The organism is Bradyrhizobium sp. SZCCHNR1015 (assembly GCF_032489875.1).
In the GTDB taxonomy this organism is placed as follows: Bacteria; Pseudomonadota; Alphaproteobacteria; order Rhizobiales; family Xanthobacteraceae; genus Bradyrhizobium.
On sequence record NZ_JAUEYW010000006.1, the window covers coordinates 50,232 to 73,430 of the forward strand.

Annotated in this window: 18 protein-coding genes; 2 read left to right on the plus strand and 16 right to left on the minus strand. The window is 68.4% G+C overall.

Going from position 1 to position 23,199, the window contains the following annotated elements; genetic code table 11:
- Positions 1-7: 7 nt before the first annotated feature.
- From bchZ to QX128_RS11935, 6 genes are all read right to left on the minus strand, one after another.
- The gene (gene bchZ / locus QX128_RS11910) at positions 8-1,459 is read right to left on the minus strand and encodes a chlorophyllide a reductase subunit Z (RefSeq protein WP_316237528.1); all 1,452 of its coding nucleotides are present in this window, start codon (positions 1,457-1,459) and stop codon (positions 8-10) included.
- Positions 1,459-3,009, minus strand: a complete 1,551-nt coding sequence (bchY, locus tag QX128_RS11915) for a chlorophyllide a reductase subunit Y (protein ID WP_316237529.1) — start codon at positions 3,007-3,009, stop codon at positions 1,459-1,461. Before bchY ends, bchZ begins: the two co-directional genes overlap by 1 nt.
- A gap of 31 nt (positions 3,010-3,040) precedes the next feature.
- Positions 3,041-4,051, minus strand: coding sequence for a chlorophyllide a reductase iron protein subunit X (locus QX128_RS11920; RefSeq protein ID WP_315803440.1), 1,011 nt, complete (start codon positions 4,049-4,051; stop codon positions 3,041-3,043).
- A complete protein-coding gene (gene bchC / locus QX128_RS11925; protein ID WP_315803439.1) occupies positions 4,048-4,989 on the minus strand; it encodes a chlorophyll synthesis pathway protein BchC in 942 nt (313 codons plus the stop codon). The genes QX128_RS11920 and bchC overlap by 4 nt, the downstream gene beginning before the upstream one ends.
- Positions 4,990-5,078: 89 nt before the next feature.
- Positions 5,079-6,224 carry a methyltransferase gene (locus QX128_RS11930; protein WP_316237530.1) on the minus strand — a complete coding sequence of 382 codons (1,146 nt, stop codon included), beginning with the start codon at positions 6,222-6,224 and terminating at the stop codon, positions 5,079-5,081.
- Positions 6,225-6,751: 527 nt separating this feature from the next.
- Positions 6,752-7,621 carry a polyprenyl synthetase family protein gene (locus tag QX128_RS11935; RefSeq protein ID WP_315803437.1) on the minus strand — a complete coding sequence of 290 codons (870 nt, stop codon included), beginning with the start codon at positions 7,619-7,621 and terminating at the stop codon, positions 6,752-6,754.
- Positions 7,622-7,743: 122 nt separating this feature from the next.
- Between QX128_RS11935 and crtD the strand changes: the two genes are divergently transcribed.
- The gene (gene crtD, locus QX128_RS11940; protein ID WP_316237531.1) at positions 7,744-9,273 is read left to right on the plus strand and encodes a 1-hydroxycarotenoid 3,4-desaturase CrtD; all 1,530 of its coding nucleotides are present in this window, start codon (positions 7,744-7,746) and stop codon (positions 9,271-9,273) included.
- A 20-nt stretch (positions 9,274-9,293) separates the two neighbouring features.
- The gene (locus QX128_RS11945; RefSeq protein WP_316237532.1) at positions 9,294-10,133 is read left to right on the plus strand and encodes a hydratase; all 840 of its coding nucleotides are present in this window, start codon (positions 9,294-9,296) and stop codon (positions 10,131-10,133) included.
- Positions 10,134-10,914: 781 nt separating this feature from the next.
- Here QX128_RS11945 and QX128_RS11950 read toward each other — a convergent pair.
- From QX128_RS11950 to hutI, 10 genes are all read right to left on the minus strand, one after another.
- Entirely contained in the window at positions 10,915-11,058 is a 144-nt protein-coding gene (locus QX128_RS11950; protein WP_315803434.1) for a hypothetical protein, read from the minus strand.
- A gap of 117 nt (positions 11,059-11,175) precedes the next feature.
- A complete protein-coding gene (locus tag QX128_RS11955) occupies positions 11,176-12,216 on the minus strand; it encodes a phytoene/squalene synthase family protein (RefSeq protein WP_316237533.1) in 1,041 nt (346 codons plus the stop codon).
- On the minus strand, positions 12,213-13,751 hold the full coding sequence (locus QX128_RS11960; RefSeq protein WP_316237534.1) for a phytoene desaturase: 1,539 nt from the start codon (positions 13,749-13,751) through the stop codon (positions 12,213-12,215). Before QX128_RS11960 ends, QX128_RS11955 begins: the two co-directional genes overlap by 4 nt.
- Positions 13,752-13,802: 51 nt before the next feature.
- A complete protein-coding gene (bchO, locus tag QX128_RS11965; RefSeq protein WP_316237535.1) occupies positions 13,803-14,708 on the minus strand; it encodes an alpha/beta fold hydrolase BchO in 906 nt (301 codons plus the stop codon).
- Positions 14,709-14,741: 33 nt separating this feature from the next.
- Complete coding sequence (locus QX128_RS11970) at positions 14,742-15,710, minus strand: alpha/beta hydrolase (protein ID WP_316237536.1); 969 nt, start codon at positions 15,708-15,710, stop codon at positions 14,742-14,744.
- 136 nt (positions 15,711-15,846) lie between these two features.
- The gene (locus tag QX128_RS11975) at positions 15,847-17,586 is read right to left on the minus strand and encodes a magnesium chelatase subunit D (RefSeq protein ID WP_316237537.1); all 1,740 of its coding nucleotides are present in this window, start codon (positions 17,584-17,586) and stop codon (positions 15,847-15,849) included.
- Positions 17,583-18,629, minus strand: coding sequence for a magnesium chelatase ATPase subunit I (gene bchI / locus QX128_RS11980; RefSeq protein WP_316237538.1), 1,047 nt, complete (start codon positions 18,627-18,629; stop codon positions 17,583-17,585). Before bchI ends, QX128_RS11975 begins: the two co-directional genes overlap by 4 nt.
- Positions 18,630-18,713: 84 nt before the next feature.
- A complete protein-coding gene (gene hutU / locus QX128_RS11985; protein WP_316237539.1) occupies positions 18,714-20,384 on the minus strand; it encodes a urocanate hydratase in 1,671 nt (556 codons plus the stop codon).
- A gap of 9 nt (positions 20,385-20,393) precedes the next feature.
- Positions 20,394-21,941, minus strand: coding sequence for a histidine ammonia-lyase (hutH, locus tag QX128_RS11990; RefSeq protein WP_316237540.1), 1,548 nt, complete (start codon positions 21,939-21,941; stop codon positions 20,394-20,396).
- The gene (gene hutI, locus QX128_RS11995; protein WP_315803425.1) at positions 21,938-23,152 is read right to left on the minus strand and encodes an imidazolonepropionase; all 1,215 of its coding nucleotides are present in this window, start codon (positions 23,150-23,152) and stop codon (positions 21,938-21,940) included. Before hutI ends, hutH begins: the two co-directional genes overlap by 4 nt.
- Between the last annotated feature and the right edge of the window lie 47 nt (positions 23,153-23,199).

Sequence of the window (23,199 nt, forward strand, 5' to 3'; positions counted from 1 at the left end):
CCCGTGCCTACGCGGCGTGGCCCGTTGCGAGCTGCGACCGCGCATGCGCGAGAACGTCCTCCGTCACCTTGTCGAGTCCAGCCTGGCGCGCACCGCGCTCGGCGGCGTCGCGCAGCCGCTTGGCCGCCGAGATCCGCACCAGCACCGGCTGGGTCTCGATGATCTGGTCGAGCGCGAGCTTGGCCCCGTCATCCCATGGCAGCTCACGCTCGAGCCGCGCCGGCGTCGCCGCGATCTGGTCGAGCTGGGTTGCGAGCGGCAGGATGTTGAACAGCGCATCGAACAGCGCGTTGCAGACCTCCTGCACGACGTAGGTCGCCCCCGCATAGCCCATGAACGGCGTGCCGGTGTGGCGGCGGATGACCGTGCCCGGGAACGAGGCCGGGACGTAGATCGACCGGTTGCCGGCCTCCGCCGCATACATGCGCTCATTGTAGCTGCCGAACAGCACCAGCGGCGGCCGCTCGTGGATGGCCTTGCGGATGGCATCATTATCGGTCTTGGCGCCGGCACAGCGCGAGATCGCGAAGTGGCAGGGAAGCCCGAGCTCCATCTCCAGGAAATTGCGCAGGCCGCGTGCGTAGGTCTCCGAGGCGACGATGCCGAAGCTCGCGGTGCCGAAGAAGTCCTGCGTCACCGAGCGCCAGAGGTCCCACAGCGGCTTGATCGTCGTATGCTTCTCCCGGGTGATGAACGGCTCGGGATCGAGGCCGAGCATCTCGCCCAGCGAGCGCAGGAATTTCGTCGTCGAATGCAGCCCGATCGGCGCCTGCAGATAAGGCCGCTCCAGCGTCTCGCACAGCAGGCGACCGAACTCGCGGTACATGCAGATGTTGACATCGGCATTGACCAGCTTCGGCACGTCGGCGAGGTGGCTGCCGAGCGGGAACACCATGTTGATCTCGGCGCCGATGCCTTCGACCAGGCGGCGGATCTCGGCGACATCCGACGGCATGTTGAAGGTGCCGTAGATCGGACCGATGATGTTGACCCTGGGCTTCTCGCCGTCGGCGCGCGGCTTGCGCTCAGGAATCCGGCGTGGGCCGTATTCGCTCCACAGCCAGCTCAACGCGCGGTTGGCGCTCTGCCACTGGTCCTCGTCGATGGTGCGCGGCAGGAAGCGCTTGATGTTGGAGCCTTCGGGCGTGACGCCACCGCCAATCATCTCGGCGATCGAGCCGGTGACGACCACCGCCGGCAGGTCGGGATCGAGCGCGGCGCGGGCGCGCTTCATCGCCTGCTCGGTGCCCTTCTGGCCGAGCTCGTCCTCGCCTAACCCCGTCACGACGATCGGCAGCTCATGCGGCGGCAGGCCGTCGGTGTAGTGCAGCACCGAGGTCACCGGCAGGTTCTCGCAGCCCACGGGGCCGTCGATGATGACCTGCAGGCCCTTGATCGCGGTGAACGCGTAGACCGCCCCCCAATAGCCGCCGGCGCGATCGTGGTCGAGGATCAGCATCACACCATCTCCTCGGACTTGCGCGCCTTGGCCTGCGCCGCGACCGCCTTGCGGTACTTGTCGCGGAAGTCGGGACGCGCGACAGGGGTGCCCTGCCACACGCCCGCGGTGTCGCCCTCACCGACGCCTTCGAAGAAGTCGCGCATCTCGTCGAAGCGGGCCTTGCCTGAGATCGCCGCGTTGACGACCTGCGCCAGCGAGCCGGCGCCGGAGACGCCGAACAGCGGCCGCGCCGAAATGAGATTGGTGAAGTAGAGCGACGGGATCGCGCGCGCCTTGGCCTTCTGCACGACCGGCGTGGTGCCGATCGCAAGATCCGGCGCGAACTCATCGACCGCCGTGAGATCCTGCTCCAGCGAGGCGCGGTACTGCACGCGCACGCCGCGGCTCTCGAGCCAGGCACAGTCGGCCTCCGACCAGCGCGTGCGCGGACAGGCCGTGCCGACATAGCGCAGGTCGGCGCCGCTCTCGACCAGCAGACGCCCGACCAGCAGCTCCGATCCCTCATAGCCCGACAGCGTGATCCGGCCGCGGATCGGAGTCGCCGTAAGCGCGCCGCGGATCGCCGGCAGCACCGCGTTCTTGGCCGCATCGATCTGCGCGCGCCCGACGCCGCAGACCGCGCCAACGGCCTCCAGCCACTCCGCCGTGCCATCCCAGCCGACCGGCGCCGAGCCGATGATCGGGCGGCCCGCCGCCTCGAACTCACGGATCGAGGCCGTGTAGAACGGATGGATCGCCGCCACGGCCGCGCAGTCCAACGCGCCATACAGCTCGCGCCATTCGCGCGTCGGCACCGCGGGACCCGCGGCGAGACCAAGCGGCGCCAGCATCATGCCGATGCCGACGGGATCGGCCGGAAACATCTCACCTAGCAGCGCGATGGTCGGCCGATCGCCGCGCGGCACGCGTGGCGCCTGCACCGGACCCTGCTCCGCCTCGCGGCGCGCGTAGCTCAGCATCGCGCCGGCGAGCACGTCCTTGGCCTCGGCATGGGTCGGCACGCCAAACCCGGGCACGTCGATGCCGATGACGCGGACGCCGTTGATCTCCTTCGGGAGAATCTGCAGCGGCACGCCCGACGCGGTGGGCACGCAGAGATTGATGATGACGACGCAGTCGTAGTTGGCGGGGTCCGCCAGCTTGAACACGGCCTCGCGGATGTCCTCGAACAGCTTGCCGGTGACCAGCGTCTCGGAATTGAACGGGACGTAGCCGACGCTGCGCCGCGCGCCGTAGAAGTGCGATGTGAAGGTGAGGCCATAAACGCAGCAGGCCGAGCCCGACAGCACCGTCGCGGTGCGCCGCATGCGCAGGCCCACGCGCAGCGAGCCGAACGCCGGGCACATGCTCTGCGGCTGGTCGTGCGGCCCGGCCGGATAGTCGGCCGCGTAGCGCGCCAGCACCTCGCTCTTGCCGGCGGCATCGGCCGCACGCTTGAACTCGGCCTTGCCGGCGTGGCAGCCGAGCGCCTCGGGCTGCGCCGGCAGAAGAGCTGCCGCTGCGCCGCTCTGCGCGCTGATTGCCTGATGGACCACAGGATCGCTCATTGCATTACATTCCGCTCGCCGACCGATCCCATCACACGCTGTCGTAGATCACTTCGAGCGACGGCTTGGCCACCGCGGTGCTGCCGCACATGTCCTCGAGCGTCGCCTGCTCCAGCACCACGTCGCGCCCGACCTCCGAGGCCTTGAACAGCCCGAGAAGACCGTCATGCGTCAGCGGATGCGGATGCCGCGGCGGCGCCTCGGCGACGTTCTGGGCGAGGTGCTCAAACAGCGCCGCCCAGGGCGTGCCGGGGCGGCCGATGATCTGATAGCTCGCGCTCTTGCGGCGGATGTCGTCGTCGGCCGGGATCGAGGCCAGCACCGGAATGCCGGCGGCTTCCGCGAACGCCGCAGCCTCGCCGGTGCCGTCGTCCTTGTTGATGACGATGCCGGCGACGCCGACATTGCCACCGAGCTTGCGGAAATACTCGACCGCCGAGCAGACATTGTTGGCGACGTAGAGCGACTGCAGGTCGTTGGAGCCGACGATGATCACCTTCTGGCACATGTCGCGCGCGATCGGCAGGCCGAAGCCGCCGCAGACGACGTCGCCGAGGAAGTCCAGCAGCACATAGTCGAAGCCCCAATCGTGGAAGCCGAGCTTCTCGATCAGCTCGAAGCCATGGATGATGCCGCGTCCGCCGCAGCCGCGGCCGACCTCGGGCCCGCCAAGCTCCATCGCGAACACGCCGTCGCGCTTGAAGCAGACGTCGCCGATCTTGACCTCCTCGCCGGCGAGCTTCTTCTTCGACGAGGTCTCGAGGATGGTCGGGCAGGCCCGGCCGCCGAACAGCAGCGAGGTGGTGTCGCTCTTCGGATCGCAGCCGATCAGCAGCACCTTCTTGCCCTGCTGCGCCATCATGTAGGACAGGTTGGCGAGCGTGAAGCTCTTGCCGATGCCGCCCTTGCCGTAGATCGCGATGATCTGCGTGGCCTTCTTCGGCGCAGCCGTCACCGGCGCATCCGGCTCGATCGCGGCCTCGGCACGCAAGGCATCCGTCATCGCGGCAAGATTGGCGGTGATCTTGGTCGGGGCGTTCATGCGGCAGCTCTCCAGTCCAGGACCATCTTGAGACATGAGGGATCGTCGAACGCGGTCTGGTAGGCACTCTCCGCGGACAAGGCGTCGGCGTGGTGCGTGATCAGCCCGTCCAGCGACAGCCGACCGGTGTCGATGAGATTGCGCACCGCGAGCAGATCCTCGTGCGTCCATTCGGCGGCGACGCGGATCGCCGCCTCGCGCATGAAGGCCGGCGGGTAGGAGAAGGAGAGCGGCGCGCTGTAGAAGCCGGCGAGGATGATCTCGCCACGTGGCGCCAGGCGAGCAATGAGGCTGTCGAGCAGCCCGGCATCGCCGCTGGCATCGAAGATCAGCCGATAGTCGGGTCTGCTGTCCTCTGAGGGATCGATGACGCGATAGCCCGTCGCACCAACGGCGCGCTCCGGATTGCTTTCCCACACCACGGGCGGATCGCCGCCCATCGCCACGATCAGCCGCGCCAGCAGACGGCCGAGCACGCCATGGCCGACGACGCATTCGGCCTGGCCGTCACCACCGATCTGCAATGCATGATAGGCGGTGGCCGCCAGTGCCAGCAGCACGCCGCGCTGGCCCGTCGTCTCATCGATCGCAACAAGGCGCTGTGCGGGAACGTTGAGACGCGAGGCGGCGGCGCCAAACAGGCTCCTGACCTCGCCGAAGCAGCGCGCCGCGCCCGGCACGAACACCCGCTCGCCCTTGCGAAAACCGGAGTTTGGCGCGGCGCGCGCGACGCGGCCCACCGCCTCGTAGCCCGGTACGAGCGGATAGCCCATGCCCGGGAAGGACGGCATCCGTCCCTCGTACAGCAGCCGCTCGGTGCCGGTGCTGATCGCGCTCCATTCGATGTCGACGGTCAGGCAGTCCGGGGCATCCGCCAGCTGCAGCTGTTGCAGCGACAACTCCCTCGGCCTCCCCAGTACGACGGCGATCGCGTCCATAGCCCAACTCCCCGGCGACGCCCGCTTAGTTACGGATGTGAGGTTAGTCCGACTATGGAGAGTGTCAATATATATTTACAGTTTGAGTGTCAGCTTTTCGCGACAATCACGCTGGCGATCAGCGGGATCCGGGTGCGAAGCACTCGCACCTGCGAAAAACCCGCCGCGTGGAGCAGCTCGCGCAAGCGGGCGGGGCTGCGCGGCCGCCCCTGCCCCATCGCGCGCAGATAGATCTCGAAATAGGCGCTGACGCCATCGCTGCCGCCGGCCGCCTCGCGCATCGGCTCGCCCAGCAGCAGCACGCCATCGTCAGGCAGCGCGGCGCGCAGCTTCGCGAGCAACCGCGCCACGGCCTCGTCGTCGTGATCGTGCACGACCCGAATCAGCGAGATCACGTCCGCGCCGGTCGGGAGCGCATCGTCGTAGAAGCTGCCGGCCGTGATCGTGACGCGATCGGCCAGCCCGGCCTTGGCGAGACGCTCCTGCGCGATCGCGGCGACCTCCGGCAGATCGAACAGCTTGAGCTGCAGCTGCGGCGCAGCCCGCGCGGCGGCGGTCAGGAAGCTGCCGTCGCCACCGCCGACATCGAGCAGGCAACGGTGGCCACTCAAGGGATAGGCTGCGAGGACGACGTCCGCGATCATCGGCTGCGACGCCGCCATCAGCGCCGTGTAGGGCGCGACGCTGTCGCGTGTCAGCGCATCGCCGGTCTTGTCCAGCGCATACGGCCAGTACTGCGCGAGCCGGCGCTCGCGGTCCTGTCCGCGCAGCAGCGCCACGGGATCGGTGAGATCGGCATACAGCGCGGCGTGATGTCGAACCATGGCGGCGATGCCGGGATTGCCGAGCAGCGCCGCGCCGAGCGGCCCGAGCCCGTAGCGCGCCGCACCGCGACGCTCGAGCAATTGCAGCGCGCTCGCCGCCTCGCACAAGCTCTCCATCGCGGCCTCGGGCACCACCGCGCGCGACGCCAGCGCCGCGAGATCGCACGGCCCGGCGCGCAACGTCTCGAACAGATCGAGCTGCACGCAAGCCGCCAGCGTCTGCGAATAGACGAACCCTGCGCACAGGTCGAACAGCTCCGCCGCCCGCCTGCGCGCAATCGGCCGCGTCAACGGAAACGCCGCCGCCCAGCGCTGGAACGCCGCACTCGCGAGCAGCGCGTCGCGCCAGCCGCGCCAGCGATCAATGAGGCTGATCGGGGGCGGAGTGTCGTGGCGGACGACGGTCGACACGGATCAATGCTCCAGTCGGCGGGCAATAGCGCATCGACGCGCACCACTGCCCACCCTCCCCTGGAGGGCAGGGCAATCGCATGTGGCGATCGCCGTTTTGTGCTCGTCTCTCTCCACGTCGTCATGGCCGGGCTTGTCCCGGCCATCCACGTCGGCCGGCATGCTGAGAACGACGTGGATGCCCGGGACAAGCCCGGGCATGACGGAGTAACTAACTTGCAGGATCGTTCGTCGCGACAGCCCGGAATTTCCACATGCGATTGCCCTCCCCTGAAGGGGGAGGGTCACCGCGCGCAACGCGCGCGGTGGGGTGGGGTGAGCCCGGAAACAGGTGAGGATGGGTCGAGGCAACATCAGGTTTGCCGGCACCGGCGCCCGCGAAGCCATCAGCACCACAGGCGCGGACAGTCCGTCACCCCACCCGGCCGCGCATGCCGCTGCGCGCATGCTCGGCGCCCCTCCCCCTCCAGGGGAGGGTGGGCACTGTGCGCGCGGCGCGAGCGTTGCCATTCAACGCGGCCGAAACATCACGCCGCCGACGCCGCCAGGCGGCGCGGCACCAGGCGCTTGGCTTCCTGCTCCATCAGCATGCGCAGCTCGTGCGCGTGGGCACAGGGCGGCATGGTGCGGATGCCGTCGGCGACGAGATCGTGCAGATAGCTGACGGCGCCGGTGAGCCCATAGATCAGCACAGCGTTGGGCCGGCCATGCGCGGCATCCTGGCCGACGGGCTTGCCCGCCTCCTCCTCGTCGCTGGCTGCGTCGCGGATGTCGTCGGCGACCTGATAGGCCTCGCCGATGGTCTCGCCGAGCGTACGCCACGCCTCCGGATTCTCATGCCCTGCCGCAGCGGCGCCCGACACGGTGGCCGCCGCAAACAGCGCGCCGGTCTTGGAGCGGTGATAGCGCGACAGATCGATCTGCGGCTCGCATTCCCAGGCTTGCCCGGCCGAGATGCCATGCGGCACGCCGACGGCATCGCCGATGGTCGCGATCAGCTGTGCCAGCCGCAGCGGCGAGCATCTGGACTTGGCGAGCGTCTGGAAAGCGAGCACGATCAGCGCATCGCCGGCGAGCACCGCGAGCGGCTCGCCGAACGCGGCATGCACCGAGGGCCGCCCGCGTCGCAGCGCCGCGTTGTCGAAGCACGGCAGATCGTCATGCACCAGCGAGGCGCAGTGCAGCAGCTCGATCGCGGATCCTGCCGCATCGGTCGCGGCCGGCTCGTCGTCGCCGCAAGCGCTGGCCACCGCATGACAGAGCCGCGGACGAACCCGCGCCCCCTTGGGAAACACCGCGGCCTGCATGGCGGCCGAGAGGCGCGGCGGGCATCCGGGCCGGTCGGCCAGGGCGACCGCTGTGACGAGGGATTTCTCGATCCGGGCCATCACGTCCATGCCAGCCTCCCCTGCCGCGAGGCCCATGCCGGCCCTCGCCTATGTAAATTTCAACTTACACCAACATTGTAAATCATGCTAGACATTCCTGCGTCAGGCCGGGCGGACAGGAGTGCAAAGCAATGGCCGATCACCGCGTGATCGTGGTTGGCGCCGGCATCGCCGGCCTCAGCGCCGCGCTCACCCTCGCCGCGCGTGGCGCCGAGGTGACCGTGATCGAGCGCGCCGCCGCGCCTGGCGGCAAGATGCGCCAGATCGCGATCGGCTCTGCCCGGATCGACTCCGGCCCCACCGTGTTCACGATGCGCTGGGTGTTCGACGAGCTGTTCGCCGACATCGGCACATCGCTCGACGATCACCTCACCCTCACCCCGCTCGACGTTCTCGCCCGCCACGCCTGGACCGATCGCCGCACGCTCGATCTGTTCGCCGACGAGGACCGGTCCGCTGACGCCATCGGTCGTTTCGCCGGACGCAGCGAGGCCGAGGGCTATCGCGCGTTCTGCCGCGACGCCCGCCGCATCTTCGAGGTGCTCAGGGATCCCTTCATCCGCACGCCGGCGCCGAGCATGACGCATCTGTTGCGCAATGCCGGCTTCCGCGATCTCACCGCGATCCGTCCGTTCCAGACGCTGTGGAAGGCGCTCGGCGACTATTTTCGCGATCCTCGACTGCAGCAGTTGTTCGGCCGCTACGCGACCTATTGCGGCTCGTCGCCCTTCCATGCGCCCGCGACGCTGATGCTGGTCGCCCATGTCGAGCAGGCCGGCGTGTGGCTGATCGACGGCGGCATGCACGAGCTCGCCGCGTGCCTGGCCGCGCTGGCGCGGCGCCACGGCGTCAGCATCCGCTACGACAGCGAGGTCGCCGGCATCGTCACGAGCGCCGGTCGCGCCGCGGGCGTACGGCTCGCGACCGGTGAGCAGATCACCGCCAACGCCGTCATCGCGACGGCCGATGTCGCCGCGCTGGCGCAGGGGCTGTTTGGTGTGGACGCCGCGCGCGCGCTACCGGCGATCCCGCAGGCCGCGCGCTCGCTCTCGGCGATGACCTGGAGCTGCCTCGCGCGGGCCGACGGCTTTCCGCTGGTGCGGCACAACGTGTTCTTCTCGCGCGATTCCCGCGCCGAGTTCGATCAGCTGATCGACCGCCGCGCGATGCCGGCCGAGCCCACCGTCTATGTCTGCGCGCAGGATCGCGACGACCAGCCGCGCGAGGCCGGCGGCAACGAGCCGCTGTTCGTCCTGATCAACGCGCCCGCGTCAGGTGATCATCATCGCTTCGCTCCCTCGGAGATCAGCCAATGTGCCCGCCAGACCTTCGACCTGTTGCAGCGCTGCGGCCTCAGCATCGCGACGACGCCGGAATTGACCCGCGTGACAACGCCGACGGACTTCAACCGGATGTTTCCGGGCACGGGGGGCGCGCTGTACGGCCGCAGCTCGCACGGCTGGATGGCATCGTTCCAGCGGCCGGGCGCGCCGACCAGGCTGCCGGGGCTCTACGTGGCGGGGGGCAGCGCGCATCCGGGACCGGGCGTGCCGATGGCGGCGCTGTCGGGCCGGATGGCCGCTGCACGGGCGACCGCGGACCTCGCTTCGACCGCATTGTCCCGGACCACGGCTATGCGTGGTGGTATGTCGACGCGCTGAGCGATGACGGCCGCTTCGGCATGACGCTCATCGCCTTCGTCGGCAGCGTGTTCTCGCCGTACTACGCGTGGGTGCGGCGGCGGGGAGCGGCTGATCCCGAAAATCACTGTGCGCTCAACGTTGCGCTCTATGGCGCGCGCGCGCGGCGCTGGGCCATGACCGAGCGCGGACGCGGCGCAATCATGCGCGAGCCTGCGAGCCTCGGGCTCGGTCCGAGCAGCCTCGCCTGGAACGGCCGCGAGCTCACCATCGAGATCAGCGAGGTCAGCGTGCCCTGGCCGCTGCCGCTGCGCGGTCGCGTCCGCGTCGTACCGACGGCGCTGAACGAGATCGCGTTCACGCTCGATGCCGAGGGACGCCACCGCTGGCAGCCGATCGCGCCATGCTGCCGCGTGTCGGTCGATTTCGATCACCCGGATCTGCGCTGGCGCGGCGACGGCTATTTCGACATCAACCATGGCGACGCGCCGCTGGAGCGCGACTTCCAGAGCTGGCAATGGTCGCGCGCGGCGACGCGCAGCGGCGCCGTGATCTCCTATGACACGATCGCACGCGACGGCGCCGATACGTCGCTCGCGCTGCACGTCGACCCCGCGGGCCGTCTGGAATCGATCACGCCGCTCACGGAGGCGCCTTTGCGCAAGACGCTGTGGCGCGTCGCCCGCAGCGCCCGCGCCGACGCCGACGCACCGGTGCGCGTCGTGAACACGCTGGAGGACGCCCCGTTCTACGCCCGCTCCCATCTCGCCGCCCGTCTGCACGGCGAGGATGTCGCGGTGATGCATGAGAGCCTGTCGCTCGACCGCTTCCAGATGCCGATCGTACAGGCCATGCTGCCGTTCCGGATGCCGCGGTGGTGAGGGCTGGAGAGGACGAGGTTGATCAAGAGGCCGATAAGAACGCAAACGCTTCGCCCCAGGGCGTGTGCTTTCGTGACAAACCAACAGGTGTCGTCCCGGACAAGCCGTGACGCGCCCCAGCGCGTCACGGCGCCGATCCGGGATCCATACGCCGCGGCCTTAATGATGGGCAAAATGCCAATAGCCAGCCTGCCTCAAACCGCTCCCTGGGGGTATGGGTCCCGGCGTTCGCCGGGACGACGACTGAGAACATGGCGCCGACTTCCGATAAAAATAAATCTCTTGCGATTTTTCGTGAATCATGATTATCTCCGCGCATCCCGCCTCACCGCAGAGGGGCGTAGCGCGCGATCGTCACGACACGCGAGGTGGGGATGCGATGGCCGCGATGTTGCCGCAGCGTGTCTTCGGATGCGCGGACGAACGGCAGCTTGCGGACGTGAAATCGCAGCGTCCTGATACCCCGACGCTGGTATCAAGCCGCGATGGCGCTGATGTGCCGCGTGGTGATGGTGGCCAACAAGCCCGGCGCACCAGGGAGACTGCGTATAAGCGTGAAGACCGTCGCGCAGGGAATGCCGGTTGAACCGGCTTTGCCTGTGGTACCTGCCGCCTGCATTTTTTCTGCAGGCGGGCCATGGGTGGGGCCTTCACCCGGCATTCCCTGCGCCCTCTGCACTCTCGCGAGGGACGACCTGATCGCAAAGCTCGGGCAACATCTGCCGCGAGAACGCGAAGCTATGTCGATCGCTGTTTGAGACGTGAATCCGCCTCCCCCACCCTACCGCTTCTCCGCTTCGCGCTCCCTGGCCTCGCGCTCGGCGCGCTGGCGGTCGAGGCGGCGGCCCTGCCATTCGAGCACGAGCCAGCCGGCGATGCACATCGCGACGACGACGAATTCGAGCAGGCCCCCCATCTCGCTCATGGCGCGTCACTCGCGGGTCTGACCTTGGCCTTCCGCATCTGAGCGTCTCACGCGCGGCTTTCCGAGCGCTGCAATCCGCGCCGGCCGCCTTACCGTCATGCCGACGACCTCGCCTCGCTACGACGACCGCCCCGAGCGCAACAACTGATCGCGTCGCTCCAGGCGCTCGAACAGGTCGAGCACCCACAGCGCGCGATCGTGAACAGTCCGGCGCGGCGGCGCGATCGCGTGCGGGCGCTGCGCATCCGCCGCGACGACCGCCTCGATCAAAATGCGCGCCTCCGGCCGCGGCGGCGCCAGCGACGGCTGCTCCTGCAGCAGCGACATCACCGCGGCCTTGCCGAGAAGCTGCAGCTTGCGCGGCATCGAGACGAATGCGCGCCGCGACAGCGAATCGAATTCGGCACGTGCGACCTCGCGGCCGATCTCGGCATAGATCAGCCGCGCCGCATGGATGCCGGGCCGGCAACTCCACGGCAGATCGGCGATGCCTGCGGAAGCGCGCGCATAGAACACGTCGGCGACTGCGAGCAGTCGCGCGGTGACCCGCCCGATGCGGTCGTCGAAGAACGGCGCGGCACGCCAGGTCTCGATATCGAGACCCGCCTCGCGCAGCCATTGGCGCGGCAGATAGAGCCGGCCGGCGCGCGCGTCCTCGCCGACGTCGCGGGCAATGTTGGTGAGCTGCATGGCGATGCCGAGGTCGCAGGCGCGTCCGATCGTCCCGGCCTCACGCCGGTTCATCAAGAGCGACATCATCACGCCGACCGTGCCGGCGACGCGCACGGCATAGGCGAGCACGTCGCTCAGCGTCTCGTAGCGGCGGCCCTGGGCGTCCCAGGCGAGACCTTCGAGCAGCGCCTCCGGCAGCGCGCGCGGAATCGTGAAATGCGCCACGACGCCGGCCAGCGCGCGATCGACGGGACTGTCGTCCGGCGTGCCATCATAGATCCGGTCGAGCCGTTCGTGCAGCAGCTCCACGGCGTCGACGCGGCGGCCGGGCCCGTCGATCGCATCATCGGCCTCGCGGCAGAACGCGTAGAGCGCGATGGCGGGATCGCCGACCGCGCGGGGCAGCACTTTCGAGGCGGCAAAGAACGTCTTCGATCCGCCCCGCAACATCCGCCGACAGATCGCAATGTCCGTTTGCCAGCTCATCGCCGCTCCAGCTCATGCGGCGCGGGCACGAGATCATCGAGCACACGCGCCGAGGACAGCACGCCCGGCAGGCCGGCGCCGGGATGGGTGCCCGCGCCGACCAGATAGAGCCGCTCGACCTCTTCGCTCTTGTTGTGCGGCCGGAACCAGGCGCTCTGCATCAGCACCGGCTCGAGCCCGAACGCCGCGCCGCGATAGGACGACAGGCGATGCTCGAAATCATCCGGCGTCAGCAGCCGCGACGTGACGATCTCGCCGGCAAGATCCGGCAGCAGCGTGTCGCTCAGCGCGGTCTCGATCCGCTTGCGGAACGGCTCGGCCGTCGCCGACCAGTCGATGCCGCTCTGCTGATGCGGCACCGGCGACAGCACGTAGAAGGCATCGCAGCCATCGGGCGCCAGCGACGGATCGGTGGCGGTCGGCCGGTGCAGATAGAGGCTGAAATCATCCGCCAGGACCTTGCGGCGGAAGATGTCGTCGAGCAGCTCGCGATAGCGCGGGCCGAGCAGGATGGTGTGATGCTGAACGTCGTCGTAGCGGCGCTTCGTGCCGAAATACCAGACGAACAGGCTCATCGAATAGCGCGCACGGTCGATGCGCGCATCGGTCCAGCGCCGGCGCCGCATGCTCGGCAGCAGATGCTTGTAGGTCCAGGCCGCGCAGCCATTGGACACCACGACATCCGCGGCGATGGTCTCGCCCGACGCCAGCCGCACGCCGGTGGCGACGCCATTCCTGGTCGTGATCTCGGCGACGGGTGCCGAGCAGCGCACCTTGCCGCCCTGCCCCTCGATCAAGCCGACGAGACCCGTCACCAGCGCACCGGTGCCGCCCATCGCGAAGTGCACGCCCCAGCGCCGCTCGAGATAGGCGATCAGGCAGTAGATCGACGTGGTCGTGAACGGGTTGCCGCCGATCAGCAGCGGATGGAAGCTCAGGATCACGCGCAGCCGCTCGTCGCGGACATAGTGCGAGACGAGGCCATAGACCGAGCGAAAGCTCTGCAGCTTGATCATCGCCGGCGCGATCTTGGCCATGTCCATCAACGACAGGAACGGCACGTCGCCAAGCTCCTCGAAGCCCTTTCTGAAGATCGCCTCGCTCGCCTTCATGAAGCGCTCGTAGCCGTCGACGTCGCCGGGCGACAGCCGCGCCACCTCGGCGCGCATCTCGGCCGGGTCGCCCGAGCAGTCGAACACGGTGCCGTCGTCGAACCGGATGCGATAGAACGGCGAGATCGGCTTGAGCGTGACGTCGTCGGACATCCTCCGACCGCACAGCTGCCATAGCTCCTCGAACAGGAACGGCGCGGTGACGATGGTCGGGCCGGCATCGAAGGTGAAGCCGTCCTGGCGATGCACGTAGGCGCGGCCGCCGGGCGCGTCGAGCTGCTCGTAGACGGTGACGCGATAGCCGCGCGCACCGAGCCGGACCGCTGCGGCGAGGCCGCCGAAGCCGGAGCCGATCACGACCGCATGCGGCCGGTCTCCGAGCGCAGCCGGGACAGCGGCCTTGATGGTGGAGACGTCGAGCATGCCGAAAGCGTAAATTGAAATTGACGCTTCCGCCAGCCAAAAAATGTCAATCTAATTTGACATTTCCTGCTGCACTGCGAGCACGCCGGCGCGCTCGGCGGCGTTGACGATCAGGCCCGCAATCCTCGCCGGCTGCTCCTCATGGGCCAAATGACCAAGGCCATCAATGAGTTCGAGCTGCGCCTGAGGCACCGATTGCTGGACGCGACGCGCGACGTCTGGCGGAATGGCACGGTCATGCGCGGCCGCGACCAGAAGCAGCGCGGTCTTCAACCGCGGCAGCTCGCGCCCAAGCGGATGCAGGTCCCAGTTCGCCATCATTTCGAGCGCGGCGCCGACATGGCCGGGGCTGCCGACCAGCCGCCGATACAGCCGCTCGCCTGTCGCGTCGATCGTCGAGCCGGTCCCCTTCAGCAGCCGATGCACCGCCGCCGGATCGCGGCCCCGCCAGGCGAACAGCCGCGGCACCAGCGGATTGAGCGCCATCATCTTGGCGAGCGGCGACAGGAACTGCGCGGCCGCGCCGCCGAACGGCAGATAGGCGCCGTTGAGGCTGACGATCAGCTTCGGCGTGATCAGGCCATCGAGCGTCATGCGGGTCAGGATCGCCGCGCCCGCGGAATGGCCGATCGCGATTTCAGGCGCGATCGCAAGCTTCTCGCAGAGGCCAGCGAGATCGCGCGACATGCCGTCGAGCGACAGCCGGCGCCAATGCGGCGTGGAGGTGAAGCCGTGGCCGGAGAGATCCGGCGCGACGACGGTGAAGTGCTTGGCGAGCAGCGGCGCGAGATCGCGCCAGGAATGGGTCGCGGCTCCCGTGCCGTGGGCGAGCAGCGCGACCGGCCCCTCGCCCATGATCTGAACGTGCCAGCGCAGGCCCGCGGCCTCGACGAAGCGGCTGGCCGCCCGGTTGGGCCAGTCGCTGCCGTCGACGCTCCAGTTCGGCTTGTCGCTCATGCCGGCCCACGCGGTTGGACGCCGCCGGCACCGTCAACGATCGGCCGCGCGCGTCAGGAAATCATCGTAGCTGGCGACGACTTTATCAAGCTGTTCGAAATGCGGCATTGCCCCGGTCTGCATCACCTCGATCCGCCAGTTGGGCAGAGCCTCGACGGCGTGCTTGCCGTGATAGTCGACGAAATCGCCGCGCACGCCATGCACCATCCAGACCGGCATCGCCAGTGCCTGGTAGAGCTTCACGGCATTGGTGCTGAACAGATAGCCGGAGACGAACGAATACGGCGCGTTCTCGGCGCCGGGCTGGTGCGTGGTGATGTAGTCGTATTCCAAAAGGCCCTCGTCGATGTCCTTGCGACCAAAGGTCTTCTGCAGGAAAAAGCGAATGCTGGCGCGCGAGGTCAGCAGGGTGAAGAATCCATGCTTCCACAGGGGGACGTTGAGGATGTTGCGCACCCACGGCATGGCGCGGGTCGTGTCCTTGTTGCCAGCCGTCTTGGCCGCGGCCTCGGCGCGGCGATCGAAGCCGGTCGGGCTGAGCAGCGCCAAGGTGCGAAACAGGTTCGGCGCCTCCGTGCCGGCGCGCGCGGCGAACTCGCAGCCGAGCGACAGCGCGATGGCGTCGATCGCGGCGTCGCCATGACGGCGGCGAATCTCGTTCGCCGCGAGCAGGATCGCGTCGGTCATGATGCGCGGTGTGTAGATGCGATCGACACGGTCGGACAGGCCGAAGCCCGGCAGATCGAGCGCATAGACGGGACGCGTCTGGCGGTAGTGCTCGAACAGCGGCTTCATCTCGTAGGCCGTCGCCGCGGCGTTGACGCTGTGAATGAGCAACAGCGGCCGTCGATCGCTCGGCGCCGCCGGGCCATCGCCATAGCAGGTGATGCGTCCGACGCGCGCATCCGTAAGTTCGAAGCGCGGCGCGGACAACGGCGGGGGCATCGTGACCACGCCCGGAGCAGAGGCATGATCACTCTGTGTGGTCGAAGCGACCTGCATGGCGTGCTCCTGTCTGGCTTTTTCCTGCGGATAGCAGAGTCCACCACTGCCGACCGACCGGGACGAGCATAGCGATGACCGAACGTCTTGTCAGTCACCGTTGGAACGCCGCTTGACGCCGCGGGTTCCAGCGCCGTCAGCCGCGGCCGGCTTGCGCCATGACGGCCTGCGACAATCGTGCGGCATCGGCATGAGGCAGCGCGACGTAACGCGCTTGCATCGCACCGGCGAGCTGCGCGGCCTTGTCCTGCGGGCGAGGCGAGGAATCGACCAGCACGACCGGAATGCCGGTCAGCGCGAGCTGCTTCGCGGCGACCAGCGCCTCCGCCTCGGCCTCACTGCGGCCGCCGCCATCGCGCGCGACATTGGCCCGGCCGTCGGTCATCAGCACGATGGTCGGCGCCTGGCCCTTGGCCTTCACGGCGAGCGCGAGCTCGGTCGCGGCGAAGATCGCCGCCGACAGCGGCGTGCCGCCGCCGCCGGGCAGCGCCGCGAGACTGCGCTTGGCGCGCGTCAGCGAGCGCGTCGGCGGCAGCAGGAGCTCGGCGCCCTTGCCGCGAAACGCGATCAGCGCGACCTCGTCGCGGCGAATGTAGCATTCGGCCAGCAGCAGCTCGACGGCGCCCTTCACTTCCGCAAGCCGCTGCAAGGCCGAGGAGCCGGAGGCATCGACGACGAAGATCGTCGTGGTGCCCGAGCGCTGCTTGAAGCGGGTGATGCGAATGTCGTCCTTGTGCACGATCAGCCGGCCGCTCTTGCCGGAACGTTGCGTCCGCCGCCGCAGCGGCTGCCACGGCGCTGCCGCGCGCAAGGTCTCGAGCACGTTGAGCCGCGCCCCGGCGCGCCATTCGCCGCGTCGCGCGCCGATCGGACGGCCGCGCTTCGGCGCCTTCTGAGCGGTGCCCTGCTTGCTGACGCTGCTGCTGCGGATTCGGGTCGCGCGCTCCTCCTGCAGCCGCTTCAGCAGGTCGAGTGGAATGGCCGCCTGCGCCGCTTCGAGCACGCGATCCTCGAGCGGACCGTTCTCGCTGCGGTCGTCGTCCTCACTCTCGGCCGACTCATTCTCGGGCTCCGGCGCCTCGCTGTTCTCGGTCTCGTCATCCGCTGCAGGCAGCCGGGTGGCGCGCGGCGCCAGCACCAGCCGCGCGGCGCAGGCGACGTGCGAGTCTGCGACTTCGACCTTGCCATCAAGCGCCGCTGCGATGCGCGCGACGCGACAGGCGAGCAGCGGCGCGCGCAGCGAGTCGATGCCGAGCGCGCACGCCGTCATCGTCAGCGCCGCGATCGCCTCGTCCGACGAACGGACCTGCGGCAGCAGCGCACGCGCTGCTGCAATGTCGGACGATTTGAACAGGCTCTCGCCAAGATCGACGCGCGCAACTTTGCTGAGATCGAGATGGCAGGCCAGGCGGTCGGCCAAGGCAGGCGACACGCGCTCATCACCGATGCCCTCGTCGAGCGCAATCAGTCCGAGCCGAGCCGGTGCGCGCAGCGACATGCCATCGCGCTCGATGCTGATAGCCCCGGTGTCGACGGCAACACAGAGATGTGCGACCGTCGACCGCGACATGCGCTCGGCCATCATGGCGATCAGCCCGCCGCCGTCGGCATCGGCGAGCAGCCCACGTTGCAGCACCGGCCGCCCCGCCTGCAATGTCGCGGCGAGATCGAGGCCGCCAAGCAGGCGATCGTCCGAGATCGACGGCGGCAGCTTGCGCAGGGGTGTCGACGACGGCATCAGCTCGTGCAACAGCTCCAGCCACTGCTCGCGCACCGGACCTGCGCCCGCACGCAGCAGCACCGATGCGGACGGGTCGATCGCGGCCAGAGCGGCCGCGATCATCGCATCGGCCCAGATCGCGGCGCCATCGCTCACGGCGCGAACAGCTCGTCGAGCGCGCGCTCGACCCGCACCGACGAGCCGGAATCATCGAGCGGATTGCGCCTGAGACGGTGCCGCAACGCCATCGGCGCGACCGTCTTCAGATGGCGGTCATCGATCGCCCTTGCGCCCTCCAGCGCCGCCACCGCGCGCGCCGCCCGCATCAAGGTGAGTTCGCCACGCAGGCCATCGGTGCCGAGCGCCATGCAGAGGCGTGCGGCCTGCTCGAGTTCACGATCGGCGACCTTGACCGCTCCGATGTGCTCACGGCCCGCGAGGATACGCTTGCGCTGCTTCGCCTCCTCCTTCTCCCAATGCGCAACGAAGGCGGTGGGATCGGTCTCGAAGGCATCGCGCCGCTTGATCACCTCGATGCGCGTCGGCAGATCATTGGGCGTCTTGACCTCGACCGAGAGGCCAAAGCGATCGAGCAATTGCGGCCGCAACTCGCCCTCCTCCGGATTGCCGGTGCCGACCAGCACGATGCGGGCGGGATGGCGGATGCTGAGACCGTCGCGCTCGACCACGTTCTCGCCTGACGCGGCGACGTCGAGCAGGAGATCGACGAGATGATCCTCCAGCAGATTGACCTCGTCGATATAGAGAAAGCCGCGATTGGCGCGCGCGAGCAGCCCCGGCTCGAACGACTTCTCGCCATGCGCCAGCGCACGCTCGAGATCGAGCGCGCCGACGACGCGGTCCTCGGTGGCGCCGAGCGGCAGGTCGATGACCGGAACCGGCACCTGGTGCACCTTCAACGCCGCCGGCTTCTTTGTCTTGCCGCTCGGCTTGGAGCGCGCGCGACACGCGGCACATTGCGCGGCGACGTCGGCCGGATCGCATTGATAGGGACAGCCTATCACGGCGCTCATCGGCGGCAAGAGCGCGGCGAGCGCGCGCACCGCGGTGGATTTTCCGGCGCCGCGATCGCCAAAGGCCAGCACGCCGCCAACCTTCGGATCGACGGCAGCGATCATCAGCGCCAGCTTCATCTCGTCCTGGCCGACGATGGCCGAGAACGGAAAGGCGATTCCCATGAGCGTCCCCTGCGCCGCGACGCGTTCCCGCCGCGTTGCCAGCATGAGACCACAATCAGGGGCCGCTCTTCAACCCATCAGCGCTTAACGGACGAGGCTCGGCAGATCGAGACCATTGGCCTCGGCGCAGGCGATGGCGTCCTCATAGCCGGCATCGGCGTGGCGCATCACGCCGGTCGCCGGGTCGTTCCACAGCACGCGTTCCAGCCGCCGCGCAGCGTCCGCCGTGCCGTCGGCGACGATCACCATGCCGGCATGCTGCGAATAGCCAATGCCGACGCCGCCGCCATGATGCAACGACACCCAGGTGGCGCCGCTGGCACAATTGAGCAGTGCGTTGAGCAGCGGCCAGTCCGACACTGCGTCCGAGCCATCCTTCATCGCCTCGGTCTCGCGGTTCGGGCTCGCCACCGAGCCGGAATCGAGATGGTCACGGCCGATCACGATCGGCGCCTTCAATTCGCCGCGGGCCACCATCTCGTTGAAGGCAAGCCCGAGGCGATGGCGGTCGCCGAGCCCGACCCAGCAGATCCGCGCCGGCAGGCCCTGGAACTTGATGCGCTGCCTCGCCATGTCGAGCCAGTTGTGCAGATGCTTGTTGTCGGGCAGCAGCTCCTTCACCTTGGCGTCCGTCTTGTAGATGTCCTCGGGATCGCCGGACAAAGCCGCCCAGCGGAACGGGCCGATGCCGCGGCAGAACAGCGGACGGATATAGGCCGGCACGAAGCCCGGAAAGTCGAACGCATTGGCAAGGCCCATGTCCTTGGCCATCTGGCGGATGTTGTTGCCGTAGTCGAGCGTCGGAATGCCCATGGCGTGAAAATCCAGCATGGCCTGGACGTGGCCGACCATCGACGTCTTCGACGCCTGCTCGACCGTCTTGGGATCAGACGCGCGCTTGGCCTCCCATTCGGCAAGCGTCCAACCCTTCGGCAGATAGCCGTTGATCGGATCGTGCGCGCTGGTCTGATCCGTGACGATGTCGGGGCGGACGCCGCGGCGCACGAGCTCCGGGAAGATCTCGGCGGCGTTGCCAAGCAGGCCGACGGACACCGCCTTCTTGATGTTGGCAGCCTCGGCCATGAGCGCCAGGGCCTCGTCGAGCGAGGCGGCCTGGCGATCGAGATAACCGGTGCGCAGCCGCATCTCGATGCGGCTCGGCTGGCATTCGACCGCGAGCATCGAAGCGCCAGCCATCGTCGCGGCCAATGGCTGCGCACCGCCCATACCCCCGAGGCCAGCTGTCAGAATCCATTTGCCGGCGAGATCGCCATTGTAGTGGCGGCGGCCGACCTCGACGAACGTCTCGTAGGTGCCCTGCACGATGCCCTGGCTGCCGATGTAGATCCAGGAGCCGGCCGTCATCTGGCCGTACATCATCAGGCCCATTTTATCGAGCGCGTTGAAGTGGTCGAGCGTCGCCCAATGCGGCACAATGTTGGAGTTGGCGATCAGCACGCGCGGCGCATCGGGATGGGTGCGGAAGATGCCGACCGGCTTGCCCGACTGCACGACCAGCGTCTGGTCCGCCTCGAGCTTGCGCAAGGAGGCAACGATGCGATCAAAGCTGTCCCAGTCGCGCGCGGCGCGGCCGATGCCGCCATAGACGATCAGTTCGCTGGGCTTCTCGGCCACGTCAGGATCGAGATTGTTCATCAGCATGCGCAGCGGCGCTTCGGTGAGCCAGCTCTTGGCGCTGATCTCGCTGCCATGGGGCGCGCGGATCACCCGCTCATTGTCCAGGCGTCGGTTCATGGGTCCCTCTCATCCAAGCTTGGGGAACGGATCGCGTCCGAGTGCATGCGTCGCAACCCCGGCCAGCACACCGCCGCTGACAAGCGCGGCGGCCTTGGCGAGATCGTCGGCCATGTAGCGGTCGTGCTCCAGCGCCGGCACATGCGCGCGAAGCGCGGCAATGACAGCAGACAGCGCCGCGCTGGTACTGTGCGGCGCTCGCAGCTCGATGCCTTGGGCGGCGACGAGCAGCTCGATGCCGATGATCGCAGCGAGATTGTCTGCCATGTCGTGCAGCCGCCGCGCCGCGTGCGCGGCCATCGAGACGTGATCTTCCTGATTGGCACTGGTCGGCGTGGAGTCGATCGAGCAGGGCAGCGCACGCTGCTTGTTCTCGGCAAATAGCGCTGCCGCCGTCACCTCCGCGATCATGAAACCGGAATTGAGTCCGGGCTCCGGCGTCAGGAACGGCGGCAGGCCGAAATTCAGCGCGGGGTCGACCAGCGTCGCGATGCGCCGCTCGCTGATCGCGCCGAGCTCGGACAGCGCCAGCGCGATCTGATCGGCGGCAAACGCCACCGGCTCGGCGTGGAAATTACCGCCCGAGATGATCTCGCCGGTCTCGACCAGCACCAGCGGATTGTCGGTGACGGCGTTGGCTTCAGTGACGAGCGTGCGCGCCGCCTGGGTGAGCAGATCGAGCGCCGCGCCGGCGACCTGCGGCTGGCACCGCAGGCAATACGGATCCTGCACGCGCTCGTCGCCTTCGAGATGCGATAAGCGGATATCGCTGCCGTCGAGCAGCACGGTCAGAACGCGGCCAGCCGCGATCTGCCCGGGATGGCCGCGCAGCGCCTGGATCTCGGGACGAAACGGCGCGGTCGAGGCCATCGCGGCATCGACCGACAGCGCGCCCGTCACCAGCGCCGCGTCGAGCAGATCATGCGCGCGGAAAAGGCCGGCGAGCGCATAGGCCGTCGAGAACTGCGTGCCGTTGATGAGCGCGAGCCCTTCCTTCGGTCCGAGCGTGAGCGGCGCAAGTCCGGCACACGCGAGCGCCTCGCGCCCGGGCACCAGCCGGCCGTCAAGAAAGGCCTGGCCTTCCCCGATCATGACCGCCGTCATATGCGCGAGCGGCGCGAGATCGCCGGACGCACCGACCGAGCCCTGCTGTGGCACAAACGGACACACACCCTGCGCCAGCATCGCCTGCAATTGCTCGATGATCTCGCGGCGCACGCCAGAGGCGCCGCGGCCGAGCGAGATGATTTTAAGCGCTATCATCAGCCGCACGACCGGCTCTGGCGTGGCGGGCCCGACACCACAGCAATGCGACAGGATCAGGTTGCGCTGGAGCTGTGCGGTCTGCTCCGGCGGGATGCGTTTCGAGGCGAGTTTGCCGAAGCCGGTGTTGATACCATAGACCGGCTCGGCGCCCTGCGCCGCCTTGGCGACGATGGCCGCGGCAGCGTCAACGCGCGGCCAATAGGACGGATCGAGCGCAAGCGGCGCGCCCGCGTAGACGTGCGCGAGGTCGTCGAGGCCGACGCGGCCGGGCGCCGCAACGATCGTGCTCATCGCCCTCTCCAGACGCGCTGATGAAGGGGATTGAAGCCCATGCGATAGACGAGTTCAGCAGGACGGCCGATGTCCCATATCGCCAGATCGCACCGCTTGCCGGCTTCGAGCGTGCCGGTCTCGCCCAATACGCCCAAGGCACGCGCGCCTTCGCGCGTCACGCCGGCGATGCATTCGTCGACGGTCATCCGGAACAGCGTCGCCGCCATGTTCATGGCCAGCAACAAGGATGTCAGCGGCGACGAGCCGGGATTGCAGTCGGTCGCGAGCGCGAGCTTCGCGCCGTGCTTGCGGAACAGATCGACTGGCGGCTTCTGCGTCTCGCGGATGAAATAGAACGCGCCGGGCAGCAGCACGGCGACAGTGCCGCTCCGGGCCATCGCGGCCGCGCCAGCCTCGTCGGTATGCTCGAGATGATCGGCCGACAACGCGCCGAACTCGGCCGCAAGCGCCGCGCCGCCGAGATTGGAAAGCTGATCGGCATGTAGCTTGACCGGCAGACCGTGCATCTTGGCCGCGGCAAAGACACGCGTCGCCTGCGCCGCTGAGAAGGCGATGGTCTCCATGAAGGCATCGACGGCATCAGCGAGCCCGGACTTGGCGACTGCCGGCAGCATCTCGTTGCAGACGAGATCGATATAGCGATCCCTGTCGCCATCCGCTTCGACCGGCAGCGCATGAGCGCCGAGAAAGCTGGTGCGCACGGAGACGGGCCGCCTGCCACCGAGCGCGCGGGCTGCAGACAATTGCCGCAGCTCGGTCGCGGTCTCCAGGCCGTAGCCGGACTTGATCTCGATCGTGGTGACGCCCTCGGCGATCAGCGCATCGAGCCGCGGCATCGCGCTGGCGATGAGCGCTTCTTCGCTCGCGGCGCGCGTGGCGGCCACGGTGGACACGATGCCGCCGCCCGCCCGCGCGATCTCCTCATAGCTTGCGCCCGCCAGACGCAACTCGAACTCGTGAGCACGGTCGCCGCCGTAAATAAGATGCGTGTGGCAGTCGACGAGGCCCGGCGTGATCCAGCGGCCGTCGCATTCGATCAGCTCAGGCGCGTCAGCGTCGGCCGGGAAATCCGATTGCGGACCAGCAAAGACGATGCGGCCGTCGCGGGCAGCGACCACGCCCTGCTCGATCACGCCAAGACCAGCCGCGCTCTCGCGCAGCGTTGCCAGCCGCGCATTGCGCCAGATCCGGTCGAAACGCTCGGCCATGTTGCCTCCCACCTTCACGAAAGCTTGACGGGCGATATGTCTATACA